The sequence below is a fragment of the Actinomadura sp. WAC 06369 genome (genome assembly GCF_003947565.1).
In the GTDB taxonomy this organism is placed as follows: Bacteria; Actinomycetota; Actinomycetes; order Streptosporangiales; family Streptosporangiaceae; genus Spirillospora; species Spirillospora rifamycini.
Window position 1 is genome coordinate 14,800 of sequence record NZ_QHJN01000033.1, and the last position, 20,568, is coordinate 35,367.

Genomic DNA, 20,568 nt, shown 5'->3' on the forward strand with positions numbered 1-20,568 from the left:
CTCAGCGCTCGGACGGCGTCGGGGGCGGCGTCGCGGACGGTGACGGTGGCGGGGTGGCGAGTTCGGCTTCCTGCGGCGGTTCCTTTGGCGGGTAGTGCAGGTCGAAGGCGGGGCGCATGGAGCGGATGCGGGGCATCGACGTGAAGTTGTGGCGGGGCGGCGGGCAGGACGTCGCCCACTCCAGCGAGTTGCCGTGGCCCCACGGGTCGTCCACCCCGACGCGAGGCGCGCGCCGCCACGTCCGCCAGACGTTCCACAGGAACGCGAACGTGGACGCGCCGAGGACGAACGAGCCGATGGACGACACCGTGTTCAGCGTCGTGAACTCGTCGGCGTACGTCGCGTACCGGCGCGGGAGGCCCGCGGCGCCGAGCCAGTGCTGGACGAGGAACGTGGTGTGGAAGCCGAGGAACAGCGTCCAGAAGTGGATCTTCCCCCAGGTCTCGTCGAGGACCCGCCCGGTCATCTTCGGCCACCAGAAGTAGAAGCCGCCGAACATCGCGAAGACGACCGTGCCGAACAGCACGTAGTGCAGGTGCCCGACGACGAAGTAGCCGTCGGTGAGGTGGAAGTCCATCGGCGGGGACGCGAGGATCACCCCGGTCAGGCCGCCGAACAGGAACGTCGCGAGGAAGCCGAGCGCCCACAGCATCGGCGCCTCGAACGACAGCTGCCCCTTCCAGATCGTCCCGATCCAGTTGAAGAACTTGATCCCGGTCGGCACGGCGATCATGAAGGAGGTGATGGAGAAGAACGGCAGCAGGACGCCGCCGGTGGCGAACATGTGGTGCGCCCACACCGTCATGGACAGCCCGGTGATCGCGATCGTCGCCGCCACCATGCCCAGGTACGCGAACAGCGGCTTGCGCGCGAACACCGGGAGGATCTCGGTGACGATGCCGAAGAACGGCAGCGCCACGATGTAGACCTCGGGGTGCCCGAAGAACCAGAACAGGTGCTGCCACAGCAGCGCGCCGCCGTGCGACGGGTCGTAGACGTGCGTGCCGAGCTTGCGGTCGGCGAGCATCGCGAACAGCGCGGCCGTCAGCACCGGGAACGCGATCAGCACCATGACGCTGGTGAGCAGGACGTTCCAGGTGAAGATCGGCATGCGGAACATCACCATGCCGGGCGCCCGCATCGCGATGATCGTCGTGATGAGGTTGACCGACGTCAGGACCGTCCCGGCCCCGGACAGGATGAGCCCGGCGACCCACAGGTCGCCGCCCATGCCGGGCGAGTAGGAGTTGTCGGACAGCGGCTGGTAGGAGAACCACCCGAAGGGCGCGGGGCCGTTCGGCACGATGAAGCCGCCGAGGACGATCAGCGCGCCGAACAGGAACATGTAGTACGTGAGCGCGTTCAGCCTCGGGAACGCGACGTCCGGCGCGCCGATCTGCAGCGGCACCAGCACGTTCGCGAACCCGGCGAACAGCGGCGTCGCGAACAGCAGCATCATGATGGTGCCGTGCATGGTGAACAGCTGGTTGTAGCCCTGGCTGGTCACCAGCTGCATGCCGGGCCGGAGGAGTTCCGCGCGCATCAGCATCGCGAGGACGCCGGCGATGAGGAACATCGCGAACGACGTCCCGAGGTAGAGGTAGCCGACCATCTTGTGGTCGGTCGTCGCGAGGATGTGGCCGATCCTGGTGCCCATCCGGTGGGACGCCAGCGCCTCCTCGGTGCTCGCGTCCGCCCGGCCCTCGACGGCCGCCATCCGCTCCCCTCCTCCCGGCCCCCGATCCGACGCTCCCCGAGTGGGCAGTAACCCGGGGATCACCCTTCAAACGCGGGGAGGCCGAAGGATGGAACGTCCATGATCGAAGCCGGGAGGTGGGGCGGGTCAGCCGTTGTCGAGGACGACGGGGACGTTCCTCGTCTTGCCGACCGCCCACAGGGCCGGTGAGCCGGGGACGTTCGTCGCGGCGGTGATCTGGCCGTCGTCCGGCACGGGAACCTCGACCTCGGTCCAGGCGTCGCCGTCGAAGCGGTGCACGCCGCCCCAGTAGCCCTCGACGGCCCACATCGTCCCGTCCCCGGTGCGGATCAGCTCCCCGTCGGCGGGCGTCGCGGGACCCTCGCTCCAGGACTCGCCGTCCCAGCGGTAGAGGACGCGCTCGCGGTAGCCGGACCCGCCGGGCGCGGTGCCGGCCGCCCACACCTCGTCGTCCGAGACGGCCGTGACCCGGTACCAGTGGACGTCCTGGGGCAGTTCGGCGATCTCGCTCCACGCCCGCCCGTCCCAGCGGACGAGCCCCCAGGTCGTCGCGGCCCAGGCGGGGCCGCCGGGCAGGGCGGAGATCTCGGTGACGCCGATGCAGCAGCCGTCGTGCCCGCCCGCGTCGTACCGGGTCCACTCGCCGTCCTGCCACCGGAGGACGGTCTTCCCGCAGGAGAGCCAGGCGCCGGTGGCGTCGGCCTCGGGGTCCAGCGGGGCGCATCCGCCCGGGAGCGGGACGTTGTGCCAGCGGGAGCCGTCCCAGCGGGCGACGAACGGCTCGTGCTTCATGATGTCCTGGAACGCGTGCAGGGCCCCGACGGCCCAGACGTTCGTGGGCGAGCCGGCGTCGATGTCGGTGACCACGGCGTCCCCGCCGGTGCCGGGGATGTCGTAGTTCTGCCAGAACATCCCGTTCCAGCGGGTCACGACGGCCTTCGGCGGCAGCACGTCGATCGTCCCCGCGCCGAGCATGGGGATCGACCAGTCGATGCCCTGGTAGCCCTGGTACCCGGCCGCCCACACGTCGTTCGGGCCGGTGGCCGACACGGTCTCCAGCCCGCTGCGCGGCCACAGCAGCGGGGTCGGGGACGCGTGCAGCGGCGGCGGTCCGGCCGCCGCCGCGGGCGCGGCGAGCAGCCCGGCGGAGGCGAGGACGGCGGCGACCGCGGCCGCGAGGGTACGTGCGGGACGGACACGGGACGATCGCATCGGCCGGTTCCCTTCGCGTTCGGTAAGGATCTCGCCCGCGATTCAACCAAGCCAGTGAATACTGGCACAATAGCGCGTCCGCTTCGGGCCTCCGCCGCACGCCGCCCGCGAGCGCGCGCGGCGGCGCGCGGCGGCGGCCGAGACCGGTTCCGGACCTTGCGCCGGTTTTAGAACTGCCTTCTACTTTTTGGCGGAGTCGTCGGGGGGCCGCAGCATCCTTCGGAAGGAGCCCGATGAGGGACACAGGCACCGCACCGCCCGCACCAGCACCGCCCGCATCAGCACCGCCCGCACCCGCCCTGCTCGCGTCCGCGCTCGCCGCGTCCGCGCTCGTCACGGCCGGGCTGCTCGTCGCCGCCCCGGCCGCGAGCGCCGCGCCGTCCCGCCCGTCCGGTCCGGCGGACGTCGTCCGGACCGACGCGGGGGCGGTGCGCGGCGAGGTCCGCGACGGCCACCGGACGTTCGAGGGGATCCCGTTCGCGCAGCCGCCGACCGGCGACCTGCGCTGGCGGGCGCCGCGCCCCGCGAAGCCGTGGAAGGGCGTGTACGACGCGACGTTCCCGCGCGGCCAGTGCGCGCAGACCGCGCCCCCCTACGGCGGCGAGACCACCTACGAGGAAGACTGCCTGTACCTCAACGTCACCGCTCCGACCGGGAAGCCGCGCAAGAAGCTGCCGGTCATGGTGTGGGTGCACGGCGGCGGCAACACGACCGGGAACTCCGCGATGTACGACGCGTCGAAGCTGGCCGTGCGCGGCGACGTCGTCGTGGTGACCGTCAACTACCGGCTCGGCCCGCTGGGCTGGCTCGCGCACCCCGCCCTGGACGGACGGGGCCTCCAGTCGGGCAACTACGGGCTGCTCGACCAGCAGGCGGCGCTCCGCTGGGTGCAGCGCAACATCCGCGGGTTCGGCGGCGACCCGGGCAACGTGACGCTGTTCGGCGAGTCGGCCGGCGCGGCGGACACGTGCGCGAACCTCGCGTCGCCGACGGCCGCCGGGCTGTTCGACAAGGCCATCGCGCAGAGCTTCGGCTGCACCGCGACCGTCCACTCGGAGGAGAGCGCCGAGCAGGCGGGACGGACGTTCGCGGCGGCGCTCGGCTGCGCGGACGGCGGCGCGGCGGCCCGGTGCCTGCGGGACGTCCCGGCGCGGACGCTGCTGGAGGCGTTCGCCGAGCGGGAGTTCGACGTCGGGCCGGTCGCGGGCGGGGACCGGGTGCTGCCGCTGGCACCGGCCGAGGCCGTCGAGCGGGGCCGCGTCCACCGGGTGCCGGTCATGCACGGCAACACGATCGACGAGATGCGGCTGTACGTGGCCCTCGCCCACCCCCAGCCGATCACGCGGGAGCGGTTCGAGGCGATCGTCCGGTCGTCCTACGGGGCCGCGGCGGACGCCGTCCTCGCGCGGTACCCGGTGGACGACGACCCGAGGCTGACGCTCGCGCGGATCCAGACCGACTTCGGGGGCCCGCTGTCGACGTGCCTGCACCAGGACGCGTTCGCGGGCCTGCGGGACGCGCGCGTCCCCGTGTACGCGTACCAGTTCGCCGACCGGACGGCCCCGCCGCTGATCGACTTCCCGGGGTTCGAGGAGGGCGCCGGGCACGCGACCGAGCTGCCGTACCTGTTCCCGGGCGTGTTCGGCGGCGGGCTGGACCCGGCGCAGCGGGGGCTGTCGGACGCGATGGTCGGCTACTGGACGTCGTTCGCGCACCACGGGCGCCCGCGGGCGCACGGGGCGCCGCACTGGCCGCGGTTCCGCGGCGCCGGGGACGTCCTGTCGCTGGCTCCGGGCCCGGGCGGGATCCGGCCGGTCGACACGGCGGAGGCGAGCAACTGCGCGTTCTGGGCGTCGTTCTGACCCCCCAAATCCGGACGATCAGGGAGATCTTGCTGTGATCTTGACCTAGTCTGTCGAAATGCTCCCGTCTGTGGGTGAACCCCCCGCAACGACCAGACTGGGGTGGCTGGACGCGCTGCGCGGGCTGGCCGCCCTCGCGGTCGCGCTGCACCACGCGGGCTACGTCTACTTCCCGGACGTGCACGCGCGGATGGCCGGCTGGTTCGACCCCGGCACCTTCGGCGTCCTGGTGTTCTTCCTCGTCAGCGGCTACATCGTGCCCGCGTCGCTGGAGCGCCGGGGCAGCGTGCGCGGGTTCTGGATCGGCCGGTTCTTCCGCATCTACCCGCTGCTGGCCGTCGGGGGGCTGCTCGCCGTCACCCCGTTCCTGCTCGGGAGCCGGGGCCTGCGCGCGGGACTGGAGCAGTACGACCCCGTGACGGCCGTCGTGGCGCACGCGACGATGCTGCAGGACGTCCTGGGCGTCCCGAACGCGATCAACGTGCTGTGGACGCTGTCCTACGAGATGGTGTTCTACCTGCTGATCGTCGCGCTGTTCGTGACGGGCGGGCACCGCCGGTCGGCGCCCGTCGCGGCGGGCCTCGCCGCCGCCGCGCTGCTCGCGGGCGGGCTGCTGCCGACGACGCTGCTGTCGCGGTCGGCCGGGACGGGCCCGGTCGCCGCGGCGGCCGCGCTCGCGCTGCTCGCGGCGCTCGCGGCGGCGATGTCCGACCGGCGCGTGCCGCGGATCGCGGGCGGCGTCCTCGGCGGGGCCGTCGCCGCGCTGCTGGTCGTCCTGAACGGGCGGGTCGGGCCGTGGGAGGGCCTCGCGATGCTCGCCGTCATGTTCACCGGGACGGTCGTGTACCGGGCGGAGCACGGGCAGATCCGGCGCGGGACGGCCGCCGCCGCGGCGGCCGCCGTGTGCCTCGGCACGCTCGCCGCGGGGGCGCTGCACACCGGGCCGGGCTCGGGCCGCGACCAGTTCCTCTGGTCCGGGTCGGTGGTGTCGGCGGCGCTGACGTTCGCGGCGGCGTGGCTGCTGCGGGACCGGGCGTTCCCGCGCTGGGCGACGGGCCTCGGCACCGTCAGCTACTCGCTGTACCTGCTGCACCCGCTCCTGCTGATGGCGGCCGTCCAGTTCCTCGGGTTCGGCGGCCGCGGCGACGACCTGCCCGGCCTGCTGCTGTTCCTGGCCGTGCTGGTGGCCGTGAGCTGGGCGTCGCAGCGGTGGATCGAGGCGCCCGCGCAGCGGCTCGGCCGCCGGCTGACCCGCCGGGTCGTCCCCCGCCCTACCGGAGCAGCGCGGCCAGAACCGCGGCCTGACTGCGCTCGGCATCCTTCGTCGCCGTCAGCAGCGTGACCGTGCCGCGCCCGGCGAGGTCGCGGATCCGGTCGAGCGCCTCCGCGCGCTCCGGTTCGTCCAGCTCGGCCCGGTAGCGGCGCTCGAACTCGGGGAACCGGTCCGGCTCGTGGCCGTACCATTTCCGCAGTTCCGTGGACGGCGCGACGTCCTTCGCCCACGCGTCGAGCCGCGCCTCGTCCTTCGACAGGCCCCGGGGCCACACCCGGTCCACCAGGACCCGCTTGCCGTCCTCCTCGGCGGCCGGTTCGTAGATCCGGCGCACCCGCACCTCACGTCCCATGCCCCCTGCTTAACACGGACGGTTCCGGCGCCGCCCCGGCGGGTTCTGATTCACGCGTCCGGGCCGGGCCGGACGCGGTCCGCCGCCCGGTGGTATTCGGCGGCGGTCCGGCGGGCGAACTCGCCCGCGAGAGCACGGCCGAGGACATCGTCGTCCGGACGATTCCTTTCCAGGTATTCGAGCGCCTCCGCCAGTTCCCTCGTGGTGAGCTGACGCAACGGTTTCACGGCCCATCCCGGCCGGCTGGTCATGTCGGAAGCCCTTCATTTACGTTTCGCCCGCGCGGCGAGATGTACTCGGGTAAGTGCCCGTCAATAAGGTGAGCGGGTGCATTGGTGGAGCCAGCAGGCGTGTGACGCGGCGGCGGAGGCGCAGGCGGCGGACCCCTCCCCGACGAACCTCATGGCGGCCGCCCAGGTGCAGGCGCTCGTGTCGATGGCCGAGGCGCTGCACCGCATCGCGTCCGCCCTGGAGGAGCGCGACGGCGCCGAGAGCGCCCCGCCCCTGGCCGTCCGGCCGAAGTAGCCCCGGGGAGGGCGATGCCGGTGCACCCGACCGCGGGCGCACCGGCATCTCCGCGGCGCTTCAGACGTCGCTGAACGACTTGCGCTCCGCCCGTCCGCCCGCGCTCGACGCGAGCCGGGACGTCTTGGCCGGGGCGGGCTTGGACGGCGGGCGGATCTGCCCGGCGCCCGCCGGCTCCATCGCGTAGTCGTGCTCGGGCGCGGGGGCGGCGGCGCGCTCCGGTTCGGCGGGGGCCGGGCGCGGCTCCTCGCGGGGCCGGTCCCGGAGCCGCCGGGCGGCCTGGCGGAGGGCGCGCTCGCCGACCAGCCGGGTCAGCTCCAGGCCCCAGCAGTCGAGCTTGTCGGCGTCGGTGAGGTCGTCGCGGTGGCTCAGCTCGGCGGCGAGCCCGCCGAGGCGCTGCGCCTCGGCCAGGTCGAACTCGCGCATCAGGTGGCAGCACAGCTCGGCGAGGGCGGCGTGGTCGCGCTCGAACGACAGCCCCGACAGGTCGTTGTGCGACAGCCGGCTGAGCGCCCGCTTGCGCTCCAGCTCGCCGTCGGCGAGCCGCAGGATGCCGTTCAGGACAGCGATGGGGCCGGTGCCGCCGGCCCTGCTCTGGGCCGGGGAGACCGACATGCGCAGGACCGCCGCGGAGCCGAGCCCCGCCGCCATCACCCGCACGACGATGAGCGTCGACTCGGGCATCGTGGCGGGCAGCCCGAACGTCCAGCCCGCCGCCGTGACCATGATGAGCGCGACGACGGACGCGCTGACGTTGACGAAGACGAACAGCAGTCCGCCGGGGGACAGGAGGGCCGCGAAGGGCTTGTCGCGGTACCGCGCGACCAGTTCGGCGATTCCGATGGCGCCGCCGATCAGCGCGGCGAGAAGCATCTCGATGATCATTTCTTTCCGCTCTATGCGCTGCGTGCGGTGATGCGGCCGAAGGCGGGCTCCTCGGCCCTGCCCCGGCGGGAGAGGAGGGTCGCGGGCCGCTGCTGCTGCCGGCCGGCCAGTTCGGCGCTCTCCACCTCCAGGAAGACCATCAGCCATTCCGCCGGGCCCGCCGCCGTTCCGGTGTGGGTGCGCAGTCCCCGCTCGCGTGCGCCGAGAAAGGTGAGCAGCCATCCGGTGGGCCCGGACGCCCTGCTGCCGCGAATTCGTGAATCCATGGGGGAGACCATTTCGCAGGCCGCCGGTGAAGTCGACTTCCGCCGGGTCAAGTTTTCCGGGGCGGCGCCGTCCGGGCCCAACGGAAAGGGGCATCACCGCTACTTGGGGCAGACGGCGGAAAACACCCCAAGCGCGCTACAGATCTCCACGAGGTTGGTCGATTACCCGCACCGTTTGGACGCCTGCGGCAATTCCTTTACGAAGAATTCCGGTTGCGGTACCGAGTGAAGATCGACCTTCACCGGCGGACGGCCCGCGCCGCGTCGAGCACCCGCACCGACCGGACGTCCGAGCGGCGCGGCGACCGGACACCCGGGGGCACACGGCGTGTCGCCGTATGTCGCGGTCGATATCCCCCATCCCGGCCCCTCGTCGGGCGCGCGGCGCCCCGGCGCCGCCCGCAGGCAGGCGCCGGGTCGCGGTGGGTGTGGGGTCGCGGCGCGGCCCGCAGGCAGGCGCCGGGCCGCGGTGGCGCGGTGGGTGCTGGGCGGGCGGCCGGGTCGACTTCCGGGGCGGGTGTCGCGGGTCTCGGAGATGTGCCGGTCGGCGGTCGGCGCCGGGTTGAGGAAGGGCGCGTAGCGGGTGTCGTCGGCCGGGTACCGGTTCGTCCGCGCGGTCGTGTACTTCGCGCGGGCGCTGAACGTCCCTGGCCGCGGTTCTTCGGCACGTCGATCGTTCCCTTGGCGACGGGAACGCGGTGCCGGAAACGGGACGGAGGGGCCACTCCCCCCGAAGTGACCCCTCTCCCCCCGTTCCGCCGCGTCGGCCTGGTGCTCTCTGGGGCTCGCCGCTCCCCCCGAAGCGGCTCGCACCGGCGCGCGGCGGATGAGATGAAAGTAGCCACCCGGTCCAGCGAAGTTCGAGGGTTCGCGGCTCCATGTCGACGAGCGGGCCACTCTCTGCGACGAGCGGACTACATGTTGCGTTCGCCGCACGTCGCAACCACGGGGCGTACCGCTACGAAGCGGGACGGTCCGGTCGGCCGGGTCCGCCGCGCCAGACGGGCAGCGTGAGCGCCGACGGGCGGGACGCGTCGCGGAACACCGCGAAGGACGTGCGGCGCATCGCCACCGCCCGTCCGATCGGCTCCCCGGTGCCCGGATTGCGGGCGAACCGGGGGAACGCCCCGCCCGCGAGGACGAGGCGGAGCCGGTGCCCGCGCCGGAACCGGTACCCGGTCGGGTGCATCTCGACGTCGAGGCGGACGGTCCCCGGCTCGGTGATCCGCACGATGCCGTCGGTGACGTTCCGGGACACGCCGTCCGGGCCGACGTCGCAGAGCCGCACGAACAGGTCGCCGTGGCCGGTGCTCGTCCGGACGTGGACGGTCGCCGACACCGGGCCGATCAGGTCGAGGTCGCGGTCGAGCGGCGCGCCGGTCAGGACCGCGACGTCCCCGCGCCGCTCCATCGCCGCGTTGTCGCGCTGCCGTCCTTTGCCCGGTGACAGGAGCGGCCCGCCGATGTTCGGCGTGGGATCGAACGGGTCGTAAACGAACGTGGCCGGATCGTCCGTCCCCGTCGGTTCGTCCCACGTGAGGCCCTGGGACAGGTAGAGCGGGGTGGGCTCGGTCTCCGGGGGCGGCCAGGTGTCGAAGTCGAGCCAGCGCCCGGCCCCTTGCAGGTACAGCCGGACGGGCGCGCGCCGCAGCTCGGCGGCGTCCCCCTGGAGGTGCGCGCGGAGCCACGACACCTGGTCCGCGAGGACGGCCCGCAGCGCCCGCGCGTCGTGCCCCCACGGGCCGATCGTGATGCGGGGGCCGCGCCCGGCGGCGTCCAGCGCGGCGAAGTCGCGGAGCTGCCCGCGCAGGAACAGGTCCCACCAGCCCGTCACCATGCTCGCGGGCGCGGTGGTCGCGGCGACGGCCGCGCTGTGGTCGGTCGCGGCCCAGAAGCCGTCGCCGGGCTCGGTGTGCGCGGCGACCTCCCGCAGGAACGGCTCCGGGCGGCCGATCGCCGCGAGGTCCGCCTCCCCGACCGGCAGGTGCCGCAGCGCCCGCCGGACGCGCCGCGCGTGCAGCGGCGAGCGCCGCTCGTCCCGCGTGCCCATCGACGCCGACCACACGAGCGTGTTGAACAGCGCCATCGCCCCGCCCGGGTAGAACGAGCCCGCGAACTCCGACGCCGTCACGCCGAGGCCGAGCGCCGCGAGCGGCGGGTCCGCGTACGGCGCGACCGCCCACTGCGTGAACCCGAGGTAGCTGGCCCCGGCCATCGCGACCCGCCCGTCGCACCACGGCTGCGCCCGCAGCCAGGCCAGCGTCGCGAGCCCGTCGTCCCGCTCGTGGTGGAACGCGCGGAACTCGCCGTCCGAGCCGCCGATGCCCCGCACGTCCTGCACGACGACCTGGAACCCGCGCCGCGCCAGCACCCCCGCGAACAGCCGGACGAGCCGCTGCGCCTTCCCGTACGGGGTGCGGACCAGGACGGCCGGGAGCGGGCCCGCGCCGCGCGGCCGGTGCAGGTCGGCGCGCAGGACCGCGCCGTCCGGCATCGGGACGCGCAGGTCGCGGGCCGTCTCGACCGCCGGCGTCGTCTCCGCGGGCAGCCCGAGGAGGCGGTCAGCGATTCTCATGGCGTCGCCTCCGGCGGCACGGGGCCGGGAAAGGTCCGATGTCGCCGCGACCGTACATCACCCGGCGGGCGCGGACCGAACGCTACTCGGGGATGTCCGCCAGGTAGGGCGGGGCGGGCTCGTACTGGATGTACGTGCGCACCGCGCGCGCGTGGTCGCGGCCGTGGAGGCGTCCCACGAGCCAGAGCGCCATGTCGATCCCGGCGGACACCCCCTGGCTGGTCACGAGGTTCCCGTCGACGACGTACCGGGCGTCCCGCACCACGGTGACGTCGCCCCGCCGCTCCAGCTCGTCCTCCCACGCCCGGTGCGTGGCGACGCGGCGGCCCCGCGCCGGGCCCGCCGCGTGCAGCAGGAACGCGCCCGTGCACACGCTCGCCGTCCACGCGGCCCGTTCGGCGGTCTTCGCGATCCAGCCGGTGACGGCCGGGTTCTCCGGCTGCGCCACCCGCGCCCCGCGCCCGCCCGGGACCAGCAGGACGTCCAGGTCCGGGTGGTCGCCGATCGTCCGGTCGGGCACGACCCGCATCCCCTTCCCGCAGCGGACGGGCTCGGCGCGCTCGCCGATCAGCACCGTCGCGTCGCCCGCGCCGCGCAGCATCGCCGAGACCGCGAACACCTCCCACGGCCCCGCGAAGTCCAGCTCCTCGGCGTCCTCGAACACCAGCAGCCCGTACGTCGTCATGCGTGCTCCCTCGTCATGTGCGCTCCCTCGTCATGCGTGCTCCCTCGTGCCTCGGAATCGGTTCCGGTAGTCGGCCGGGGCGACGCCCAGCCGCCGGTGGAACACCCGGCGGAGGGTCTCGCCCGTGCCGAAGCCGAGCCGGCGCGCGAGCGCCTCGACCGGCTCGTCGCCTTCCGCGAGCGCCCGCCGCGCCGCCTCCACCCGCACCCGCTCGACGTAGGCGGCGGGCGGGACGCCCAGCTCGGCGGCGAACCGGCGCTGCAGGTGCCGGGGGCTGAGCCCGGCGCGGTCCGCCAGGTCGCCGATCGCGTGCCGCGCCCCCGGGTCGGCCTGGACCGCCGCGACCGCCGCCCGGATCGGGTCGCTCTCCGGCTGCCGCGACCACAGCGGGACGCTGAACTGCGACTGGCTCCCCGGGCGGCGCAGGAACATCACCAGCTCCCGCGCCGCCGCGTGCGCGGCGTCGCGGCCGCGGTCGTCCTCCACGAGGGCGAGCGCCAGGTCGATCCCGGCCGTCACCCCGGCGGACGTCCACAGGCGCCCGTCCCGCACGAAGATCGGGTCGCAGTCGACGGCCGCCTCCGGGTGCTCGCGGCGGAGCTGCTCCTCGCGCGCCCAGTGCGTGGTGACGCGGCGGCCGTCCAGGAGGCCGGCGGCGCCCAGCAGGAACACGCCGCTGCACACCGATGCCACCCGCCGCGCGTGCCGCGCCGCGTCCGCGACCCACCCGGCGAGCGCCGCGTCCCGGCGCGCCGCGTCCACGCCCGTGCCGCCCGCGACGACGAGCGTGTCGACGCCGTCCGGCGGCAGGTCCGCGACGCCGTGCGCGGCGTGCACCGGCAGCCCGCCGCTCGACCGGACGGGCCCGGCCGCGGGCGCGACCGTCCGCAGGTCGTAGCCGCCCGCGTAGCCGAACACCTCGTGGGGGCCGGTCAGGTCGAGCACCTGGAAGTCCTCGTAGATCACGAACGCGACGCGCATGCCTCCAGGCTCGGGGCCGCCGGGCGATGGCGTCAACGACACGTGCCCCACACATCGCGCCATCGGCTCCCCCCGGAAAGGGCCGCGCACAATTATCGGAAATAGCGGTTGACACCGCCGGAGCCATGTGGCTTACTTCTAACCATGCTGCTTTGATGCTTCTCCGGTTGAGCCGCCCGCGACGTCGTGTCGCCGGCCCCGCTCCCGAATCCCTCGGCGTCCCGGACGCGCTCCGTACCCGCTGCTCGCACGCGTGCGAGCGGTGCCGTCGGCGTGCCGTCCCGGCCTCGCGCCGCCCGCTCACCCTTTTTCACGGCCATTCTTTTCGGCCGAATTCGAGCCTGCCCGGAGGTGGTTCATTCATGCGTGCCATTAACCAGGAGAACATCCCCTTCCCGAACGCCAAGAAGAAGAACAAGCGCAAGGGGCCCGACGTGAAGTCGGCGGCGTTCGCGAACCACAACCGGCGGAACGCCCGGCAGCTGCCGACCCGGCAGCTCAACCGGGGCCGCTGACCGCCCCCGGCCCCGGGTCCGCCCGGGGCCGGGAGCCCTCCACCGGTGCCCTCCGCCGGTGCCCGCCACCCCGATCGCCTACCCTGAGTAGTCAAGGATCACCGTCGGCGACGCTCGGGGGCTCGGCCGTGACGAGGCGAGATCGGTTCCAGCACTGGAGCCGCCGCATGTTCCTGTCCGTGCGCGGCCGCGCGACCGTGCTCACCATGACGGTGTCCGGACTGTTCCTCGCGCTCGTGTTCGTCCTCGTCCTCCTCCTCGCCCGCGACGCGCTCATGAACCGGACGGAGGGCACCGCGCAGCGGACCGCCGAACGCGTCGCCTACGACCTGCTCCACGGCGCGTCCTACGCCGACGCCCTCGTCCCGCGGGCCGACGAGGCGCCGCTGATGCAGGTCATCGACGCGGACGGCCGCATCGTCGCCGCCGATCCCCCCGCCACGGGGCGGCCGCCGCTCGGCCGGAACGCCATCGAGCGCGGCGAGCTGCTCGTCAGCGGCCGGAGCTGCCTGCCGGACGGCAGCCGCTGCGTGCGCTACTTCGGCGTGCGGCTCCCCGGTGCGGGGCCCCGCGGCGGGATCACGGTCATCGCCGCCGAGCCCGTCCCGCTGCTCGGGCAGATCTGGCCGCTGCCGCTCGCCCTCGCGGCGCTCCTGGCCGTGCTACTCGGGCTGATCGGCTGGTGGACGTGGCGCACGATCGGGCAGGCGTTCGTCCCCGTCGACCGCATCCGCGCCGGGATGGCCGAGTTCACCGTCCGCGGCCTCGCGCACCGGGTGCCCGTCCCCCGCACCGGCGGCGAGATCCAGCGCCTCGCCGAGACCGTCAACCGGACCCTCGAACGGCTCGACGAGGCGATGAGCCGCGAGCGCCGCTTCATCTCCGACGCGTCCCACGACCTGCGCAACCCCATCACCGGGCTCCGCACCCGCCTGGAGTTCGCCCTCGACGAGGACGACCCGGAGGAGTACCGCGAGACGGTCCGGGCCGCTCTCCGCGACACCGAGCGGCTCAACGACATCGTCGTCGACCTGCTCGAACTGTCCCGGCTCGACTCCCGCGCGCCCGTCCCCGCCGAGCGCGTCGACCTGGCCGACCTGGCGCGCCGCGAGGTGCGGCGCCGCACGTCCGGCCCGCCCGTCGCCACGCGCCTGGAACCCGGCGCGGTCGTCGAGGCGAACCCGGTCCGGCTCGCCCGGGTCGTCGGGAACCTCCTCGGCAACGCCGAGCGGCACGCCGGGTCCCGCATCGAGGTGACCGTCGCCCGCGACGGCGGCGAGGCCGTCCTGCGGGTCGCCGACGACGGCGCGGGCGTCCCCGCGGACGCCCGCGAGCGCATCTTCGAGCGGTTCGCCCGCCTCACCGACTCCCGCCGCCGCGACCCCCAGGGCACCGGCCTCGGCCTGCCCATCGCCCGCGAGATCGCCGAGATCTACGGCGGCACCCTCCGCCTCGTCGACGCCCCCGCGGGCGGCCTGCCCGGCGCCCACTTCGAGATGCGCCTGCCCCTCGCCCCGCCGCCCGAGGCCCCCTGACCCCGTGCGGCGGGCGCGGCGGGCGGGGCGTCAGGCGCCCTTGCGGACCACCTCGATGACGCTGCCGAGGCCGTCGGCGCCGTGGCCGGCGTTGACGGTGCGCCAGAACAGGTCGCGGAGCGCGCGGGGGCCCATGGTGTCGATGCCGGCCGCCTCCGCGGCCTCGACCATGTGGTCGGCGCCGACGGCCATCATGAGCATGCTGTTCTCCCCGCCGGGGCTGTGGCCCGCGTCGGCCTCCTCGGCGAGGATCCGCAGGAAGCCCATCGGCCCGTCGACGCCGAGCGACGTCACGGTCTCGGTCGCGAACGGGCGGAACTGCTCGGCGGACACGCCCGCCGACTGGAGCATCGCGATCGAGTGCAGGTAGGCCGTGAGCGTGGACCAGAACAGGTAGAGCTGCGCCTGGTAGTACAGGTTGGACAGCCCGACGTCGGCGCCGACGTAGGTGGTGTCGCCGAGCACGCGCAGCGTTTCCCTGTGCCGGTCCAGAAGCGCCTCCGGGCCGCTGTACATGATGTACGCGCCGGGCTGCCCGATGCCCGGGGGCGGCACCATGACGCCTCCCGTGAGCAGCTCGGCGCCCTTGCCCGCGGCCCATTCGGCCGCGCGGCGCAGCTCGTCCGGGCTGCCGGAGCTGAGGTTCACCAGGACGCGGCCCTTCATCTCGGCGCCGTCCAGCGAGTCGTACATCGCCTTGTAGTCGGTCTGGCTGATGACCACGAATTCGGACGCGGCGAGCGCGTCGTCCGGGGTCGCGGCCAGGGTCGCGCCCTGCTCGACCAGGGGCGCGGCCTTGGACGCGGTGCGGTTCCACACGGTGGTCGGGTGGCCGTTCTTCAGGAACGTTTCCGCCATCGCCTTGCCCATCGGGCCGAGGCCGACGACCGTCACCGGAGCCTTCATCATTCCTCCCATAGCGGTGCGCTTTTCGTGATGGCTCCACGGTCGCCGGGGGCGCTTCGGATGTCCTACGGGTCCGTCCGTAGCGGGATATACGGTGACGAAATGCGCTTCGGTGTGTTGGGGCCGCTCGCGGTGTGGACGGACGACGGGACGGCCCTGCGGGTCCCGGAGACGAAGGTCCGCGCGGTCCTCGCGGCGCTGCTGGCCGAGCCCGGCCGGACGGTGCCCGCCGACCGGCTGGTCGACGCGCTGTGGGGCGACCGGCCGCCCCGCAACCCCGCCGGAACGCTCCAGGCGCGGGTGTCGCAGCTCCGGAAGGTGCTGGACGACGCCGAACCGGGCGCGCGGGCCCTGATCGCGACGCGTCCGTCCGGGTACGTGCTGCTGGCCGAGCCGGACGCGGTCGACGCGGGGCGGTTCGCGGCGCTGCTCGTCCGGGCCCGGGACACGGCGGACGCGCTCGCCCGGGCGCGGCTGCTCGGGGACGCGCTGGCGCTGTGGCGCGGCCCCGCGTTCGCCGACTTCGCGGACGCCGCGTTCGTCCGGGAGGCGGCCGCCGGGCTGGAGGAGCGGCGGCTCGCGGCCCTGGAGGAGCACGCCGAGGCGCGGCTCGACCTTGGCGAGCACGCGGCGCTGGCGGCGGAGCTGGCCGGGCCGGTGGCGCGGGCGCCGCTGCGGGAGCGGCTGCGGGCGGCGCACCTGCGGGCCCTGCACCGGGCCGGGCGGCGAGGCGAGGCCCTCACCGGCTACCACGACCTGCGCGAACGGCTCGCGGAGGAACTGGGCGTCGACCCGAGTCCCGAACTGTCGGAGCTGTTCCAGGAGATCCTGGAGGACCGTCCCGCCGAGCCGGTGCGGCCGCGGCCGGCCGCCCGGCTGCCGGTGCCGCTGGACGAGCTGATCGGGCGGGACGCGGCGGTCGAGCGGGCCCGCGCGCTGCTGCGCGAGCACCGGCTCGTGACGATGACCGGCCCGGGCGGGGTCGGTAAGACGCGGCTGGCGCTGGAGACGGCCGGGCGGTCGGCCGCCGACCACCCGGACGGCGCCTGGTTCGTCGAGCTGGCGCCGGAGCGGCCGCGCACGGCGGCGGACGCCGCCGAGCTGGTCGCGCGCACGCTGGGGCTGCGGGACGAACCGGCCGATCCGGGCGCGGGGATCGCGGCGCGGCTCGCCGACGCGCTGCGCGGGCGCCGCGCCCTGCTCGTCCTGGACAACTGCGAGCACGTCGCCGAACCGGCCGCCGAGCTGGCCGGACGCCTGCTGGCCGAGGCGCCGGGCCTGCGGATCCTCGCGACGTCGCGGGAGCCGCTCGGGGTGCCGGGCGAGCGGCTCCAGATCGTCCCGCCGCTGGACCTGCCGGGCCGCACCGATCCCGGCGACCTGTGGCGGTCCGGGGCGGTCCGGCTGTTCGTCGCGCGGGCGTCGGCGGCGGCGCCCGGGTTCGCGCTGGACGCGGCGGCGGCGCCGTGGGTCGCGTCGATCTGCCGGCGGCTCGACGGCGTCCCGCTGGCGCTGGAGCTGGCGGCGACGCGCGTCCGGGCGCTGGGGGTGCGGGAGCTCGCGGCGGCGCTGGACGACCGGTTCCGGGTGCTGGGCGGCGCCCGGCGCGGGCCGGAGCGGCAGCGGACGCTGCGCGCGACGATCGACTGGAGCTGGGGGCTGCTCGGCGGGGACGAGCGGGCGGCGCTGCGGCGGCTCGCGGTGCACGCGGGCGGCTGCACGGCGGACGCGGCGGCGGAGGTGTCCGGCGCGGACCTCGACGTCCTCGCCCGGCTGGTGGACCGCTCCCTCGTCGTGCGGGGCGCGGACGGCCGGTACCGGCTGCTGGAGTCGATCGCCGCGTACGGGCTGGAGCGGCTGCGGGAGGCGGGCGAGGAGGACGGGCTGCGGCTGCGGCACGCCCGGTACCTGGTGGGGCTCGCGGAGCGGGCGGCGGGCGGGCTGCGCGGGCCGGAGCAGGCGCGGTGGCTCGGCCGGCTGGACGCGGAGGCCGCCGGGTTCCGCGCGGCGCTGGAGCACGCGCCGCCGGGCCTCGCGCTGCGGCTCGTGAACGCGCTGGCCTGGCACTGGTACCTGCGCGGCCGGTTCGGCGAGGCCCGCGGCGCGTTCGCGGACGTCCTGGCATCGGCGGCCGGGGATTCCGGGGGCGCTGAGCGGCGGGAGGCGGAGACGTGGCTCGCGGTGATGACGATGGCGTCCGGGGAGAGCTCGGACTCCGACGAGCTCCGCCGCGCCGCCCTGGAGCGGTACCAGGACGCCGACCCGTTCGACAGAGCGAAGGCGCAGTGGCTCCTGAGTCACGTGCACTGGGCCTACGGCGACTTGCAGGCGGGCCATGACCGGGTGAACGAGGCCCTGGCCGTCTTCCGCGCGCGCGCCGACCGCTGGTACACGGCCGCCGCTCTCGCCACCCGCGCCATGCTCTCCGTGGGGCGCGGCGACGTGGCGTCCATGCGGGCGGACGCCGCCGAGAGCCTGGAGCTGTTCGACGGTCTCGGCGATCCGTGGGGGCGCCTGGAGGCGACGAGCGTCCTGTCCCAGCACGCCGAGATCACCGGCGACTACGCGGCGGCGGCGGACCGGCTGCGCGCCGGGCTGCGGCTCGCCGAGGAGCTGGGGATGTGGCCGGAGGCGTCGTTCCGGCTGTCGGGGCTGGGCCGGATCGCGCTGCTCCGCGGCGCCCTCGACGAGGCCCACGACCTGCACGACCGCGCGCTCTGCACGGCGGCGCGGCACGCGTCGAAGTCGGCCGAGGAGTTCGCCGAGGTGGGGCTCGGGCTGGTCGCGCGGGCGCGCGGCGACCTCGACGCCGCCGAGGCACACCTGCGCGCCCCGCTGGGCTGGCTGCGCGCCATCGGCGGGACGGCCGGAGTGGCGTTCGTGCTCGCGCAGCTCGGCTTCGTCGCCGAGGAGCGCGGCGACGCGGAAGCGGCGGCCGCCCTGCACGCCGAGAGCCTGGCGGCCGCCCGCGCGACGGGCGACCCGCGCGCGGTCGCGCTGGCGCTGGAGGGGCTCGCGGGCGCCCGGTCCCTCGCGGGCCTGCACGGGGAGGCCGTCCGGCTGCTGCGCGAGGCGGCGGAGCTGCGGGCGTCGGCCGGGGCGCCGCTGCCGCCGGGCGAGCGGCGCGAAGTCGACCGGATCGGCGGGAGGATCACCGATGCTCTCGGCGTTTCCCCTTTTGACGGAAATATCCCCGAGAGGACGTCCCGATGACCACGGCAGACACGGCACCGGCCCCCGCGGCGGGCCCGGTGGAAGACCCCGGAGCGGACCGCGCGGAAGACCTCGGCTTCGGCTGGCGCGGCGACGCGGTCGACCTGCCCGCCTACCTGGAGCGCGTCGGCCTCGACGCCGGGCTCCCGCCGACGGAGGCCGCGCTGCGCGCCCTGCACCGCGCGCACGTCACGTCCATCCCGTTCGAGAACCTGGAGATCATGCTGGGCCGGCCGATCGAGACCGGCCTGGAGGCCGTGCAGGACAAGCTGGTCCGGCGGCCGCGCGGCGGCTACTGCTTCGAGCACAGCGCCCTGTTCGCGGCGGTGCTGGAGCGGCTCGGCTTCCAGGTGACCGGCCTGCTCGGGCGCGTGATGATGGGCGCGCGGAAGCTGCGCCCGCCGACGCACGGCATCCTGCACGTCCGCCTCCCGGACCGGCCGGCGGACGAGCCGGGCTGGCTCTGCGACGTCGGGTTCGGCGGCGGGCCGCTGGAGCCGCTGCGGTTCGCCGGCGGCGCGGCGGTCGAGCAGGACGGCTGGGCCTACCGCCTGCGGCGGGACCCGGCGGGGCCGGGGCCGCTCGGCTCGGCCGACCGCTGGGAGCTGCACCAGCGCGACCCCGGCGGCTGGATCCGGCGGCACGTCTTCACGATGGACGAGGCGTACCGGATCGACTTCGAGGCGCTCAACTTCTACGTGTACGCGCATCCGCGCTCGCCGTTCACGACGCGCCCGTTCGTCCAGCGGTTCCTGGCCGAGGAGCACCGCGTGCTGGACGGGACGACCGCCACCGTCACGCGTCCGGACGGCTCCGTCGAGACGCGCGAGCACGCGCCCGCCGCGCTCCCGGACGTCCTGGCCTCGGAGTTCGCGATCACGCTGGAGGGCGACGACCCGGCCCGGCTCGTCGCGTGGCTCGAAGCGCGCGCGTGACCGGGGTGGCGCGCACCAACCTGGACTTGTAGTATCCCGGTTATGCGGATGAGCGAGGGAGTCGAGTGGGCGGCGCACTGCTGCCTCCTGCTCGACTGGCTCGGCGAGGACGGCCCGGTGCCGACCGCGCGGATCGCCGCGGGCTACGACCTGCCCCGCCCGTACCTGAACAAGCAGCTCCAGGCCCTCGTCCGGGCCGGCATCGCCACCTCGACGCCGGGCGCGCGCGGCGGATTCCGGCTCGCGCGCCCGCTGTCGGAGATCACGATGATGGACGTCGTCGCCGCGATCGAGGGCACGGAACCGGCGTTCCAGTGCACCGAGATCCGGCGGCGCGGCGTCGGCTCCGAGGCGCCCGAGTCGCTCTTCCGCGGGTCCTGCGCCGTCAACACCGCCATGCAGAAGGCCGAGCTGGCCTGGCGCAAGGCGCTGGCGGAGCAGACCCTCGCCGACGTCGGCGCGGCGGCGACGCGCGGCAACCCGGACCTCCCGGGCCACGTCCGCGCCTGGTACGCCCGCACCTGACCCCCCCGTCCGATCCCACCCGACCCGACCCGGCTCCGGCCACAACCTGGATATTCCCCATCTTGAAAGGGACAAAATGGAACCGCGGATGAGCAACATGCCCGCCATCGCCGCCGGCGGCTTCAAGGCCATGCTGAACCTGGAGGGATTCGTCGCGCGGAGCCGCGTCCCCGCCGCCACTCTCGAACTGGTCCGGATCCGGGTCAGCCAGATCAACGGGTGCGGCTTCTGCGTCGACATGCACGCCCGCGACGCCAAGAAGGCCGGCGAGACGGACGAGCGGCTCTGGTCGGTCGCCGCCTGGCGCGAGGCGCCGTACTTCACCGACGAGGAGCGCGCCGCGCTCGCGCTCGCCGAGGCCGCCACCCGCATCGCCGACAACCCGGCGGGCGTCCCCGACGACGTGTGGGACGACGCCGCCGACGCCTTCGACGAGGAGAGCCTCGCCGCCCTCCTCTTCGCCATCGCGGCGATCAACGCCTGGAACCGCCTCAACGTCACCACCCGGCAGGTCGCGGGCACCCCCATCGGCTGACCCGGCCGCCGTCCGGGGCACGACCGGTCACCTGACGGATGCCCGGCCGCGGCCGCCCTCCCTAGCGTCGT

Annotated in this window: 19 protein-coding genes; 9 read left to right on the forward strand and 10 right to left on the reverse strand. The window is 74.9% G+C overall.

What is annotated here, in order from left to right; genetic code table 11:
* Position 1: 1 nt before the first annotated feature.
* Both ctaD and DMH08_RS11735 read right to left on the reverse strand, forming a co-directional pair.
* Entirely contained in the window at positions 2-1,657 is a 1,656-nt protein-coding gene (ctaD, locus tag DMH08_RS11730) for an aa3-type cytochrome oxidase subunit I (protein ID WP_233617539.1), read from the reverse strand.
* 186 nt (positions 1,658-1,843) lie between these two features.
* Positions 1,844-2,929, reverse strand: coding sequence for a hypothetical protein (locus tag DMH08_RS11735; RefSeq protein WP_125613644.1), 1,086 nt, complete (start codon positions 2,927-2,929; stop codon positions 1,844-1,846).
* Between the two features lie 233 nt (positions 2,930-3,162).
* On the opposite strand from DMH08_RS11735, the gene DMH08_RS11740 reads away from it, so the two are divergent.
* Together DMH08_RS11740 and DMH08_RS11745 are read left to right on the forward strand one after the other, a co-directional pair.
* Positions 3,163-4,791: a carboxylesterase/lipase family protein gene (locus DMH08_RS11740; protein WP_125613647.1), complete on the forward strand. Its 1,629-nt coding sequence runs from the start codon at positions 3,163-3,165 to the stop codon at positions 4,789-4,791.
* Positions 4,792-4,861: 70 nt separating this feature from the next.
* Positions 4,862-6,133 carry an acyltransferase family protein gene (locus DMH08_RS11745; protein WP_199747749.1) on the forward strand — a complete coding sequence of 424 codons (1,272 nt, stop codon included), beginning with the start codon at positions 4,862-4,864 and terminating at the stop codon, positions 6,131-6,133.
* On the opposite strand, the gene DMH08_RS11750 is transcribed toward DMH08_RS11745, so the two are convergent.
* A complete protein-coding gene (locus DMH08_RS11750; RefSeq protein WP_026403152.1) occupies positions 6,063-6,416 on the reverse strand; it encodes a DUF488 domain-containing protein in 354 nt (117 codons plus the stop codon). The genes DMH08_RS11745 and DMH08_RS11750 overlap by 71 nt on opposite strands.
* A 50-nt stretch (positions 6,417-6,466) precedes the next feature.
* A complete protein-coding gene (locus DMH08_RS40070; RefSeq protein WP_157433046.1) occupies positions 6,467-6,643 on the reverse strand; it encodes a hypothetical protein in 177 nt (58 codons plus the stop codon).
* Between the two features lie 100 nt (positions 6,644-6,743).
* On the opposite strand from DMH08_RS40070, the gene DMH08_RS11755 reads away from it, so the two are divergent.
* Positions 6,744-6,941 carry a hypothetical protein gene (locus DMH08_RS11755; protein ID WP_125613650.1) on the forward strand — a complete coding sequence of 66 codons (198 nt, stop codon included), beginning with the start codon at positions 6,744-6,746 and terminating at the stop codon, positions 6,939-6,941.
* Positions 6,942-7,001: 60 nt separating this feature from the next.
* On the opposite strand, the gene DMH08_RS11760 is transcribed toward DMH08_RS11755, so the two are convergent.
* From DMH08_RS11760 to DMH08_RS11780, 5 genes are all read right to left on the reverse strand, one after another.
* On the reverse strand, positions 7,002-7,826 hold the full coding sequence (locus DMH08_RS11760; RefSeq protein WP_026403153.1) for a hypothetical protein: 825 nt from the start codon (positions 7,824-7,826) through the stop codon (positions 7,002-7,004).
* A gap of 11 nt (positions 7,827-7,837) precedes the next feature.
* A complete protein-coding gene (locus tag DMH08_RS11765; protein WP_125613653.1) occupies positions 7,838-8,092 on the reverse strand; it encodes a hypothetical protein in 255 nt (84 codons plus the stop codon).
* 958 nt (positions 8,093-9,050) lie between these two features.
* Positions 9,051-10,667 (reverse strand): CocE/NonD family hydrolase, encoded by a 1,617-nt coding sequence (locus DMH08_RS11770; protein WP_125613656.1) that lies wholly within the window; start codon positions 10,665-10,667, stop codon positions 9,051-9,053.
* An 82-nt stretch (positions 10,668-10,749) separates the two neighbouring features.
* Entirely contained in the window at positions 10,750-11,352 is a 603-nt protein-coding gene (locus tag DMH08_RS11775) for a DJ-1/PfpI family protein (protein WP_125613659.1), read from the reverse strand.
* A 30-nt stretch (positions 11,353-11,382) separates the two neighbouring features.
* Positions 11,383-12,333: a GlxA family transcriptional regulator gene (locus tag DMH08_RS11780; RefSeq protein ID WP_125613662.1), complete on the reverse strand. Its 951-nt coding sequence runs from the start codon at positions 12,331-12,333 to the stop codon at positions 11,383-11,385.
* 362 nt (positions 12,334-12,695) lie between these two features.
* Here DMH08_RS11780 and DMH08_RS40075 point away from each other — a divergent pair, with 362 nt between their 5' ends.
* A complete protein-coding gene (locus DMH08_RS40075) occupies positions 12,696-12,848 on the forward strand; it encodes a hypothetical protein (protein ID WP_157433047.1) in 153 nt (50 codons plus the stop codon).
* A 128-nt stretch (positions 12,849-12,976) separates the two neighbouring features.
* A complete protein-coding gene (locus DMH08_RS11785; protein WP_233617538.1) occupies positions 12,977-14,383 on the forward strand; it encodes a sensor histidine kinase in 1,407 nt (468 codons plus the stop codon).
* 30 nt (positions 14,384-14,413) lie between these two features.
* Here the strand turns inward: DMH08_RS11785 and DMH08_RS11790 are convergent, their stop codons facing one another.
* A complete protein-coding gene (locus DMH08_RS11790; RefSeq protein ID WP_199747750.1) occupies positions 14,414-15,289 on the reverse strand; it encodes an NAD(P)-dependent oxidoreductase in 876 nt (291 codons plus the stop codon).
* A 102-nt stretch (positions 15,290-15,391) separates the two neighbouring features.
* On the opposite strand from DMH08_RS11790, the gene DMH08_RS11795 reads away from it, so the two are divergent.
* From DMH08_RS11795 to DMH08_RS11810, 4 genes are all read left to right on the forward strand, one after another.
* A complete protein-coding gene (locus DMH08_RS11795; RefSeq protein ID WP_199747751.1) occupies positions 15,392-18,502 on the forward strand; it encodes a BTAD domain-containing putative transcriptional regulator in 3,111 nt (1,036 codons plus the stop codon).
* Entirely contained in the window at positions 18,499-19,437 is a 939-nt protein-coding gene (locus DMH08_RS11800; RefSeq protein WP_125613671.1) for an arylamine N-acetyltransferase family protein, read from the forward strand. Before DMH08_RS11795 ends, DMH08_RS11800 begins: the two co-directional genes overlap by 4 nt.
* 48 nt (positions 19,438-19,485) lie before the next feature.
* A complete protein-coding gene (locus DMH08_RS11805) occupies positions 19,486-19,962 on the forward strand; it encodes an RrF2 family transcriptional regulator (protein WP_199747752.1) in 477 nt (158 codons plus the stop codon).
* 88 nt (positions 19,963-20,050) lie between these two features.
* On the forward strand, positions 20,051-20,497 hold the full coding sequence (locus DMH08_RS11810) for a carboxymuconolactone decarboxylase family protein (protein WP_325052920.1): 447 nt from the start codon (positions 20,051-20,053) through the stop codon (positions 20,495-20,497).
* The last annotated feature ends 71 nt before the right edge of the window (positions 20,498-20,568 follow it).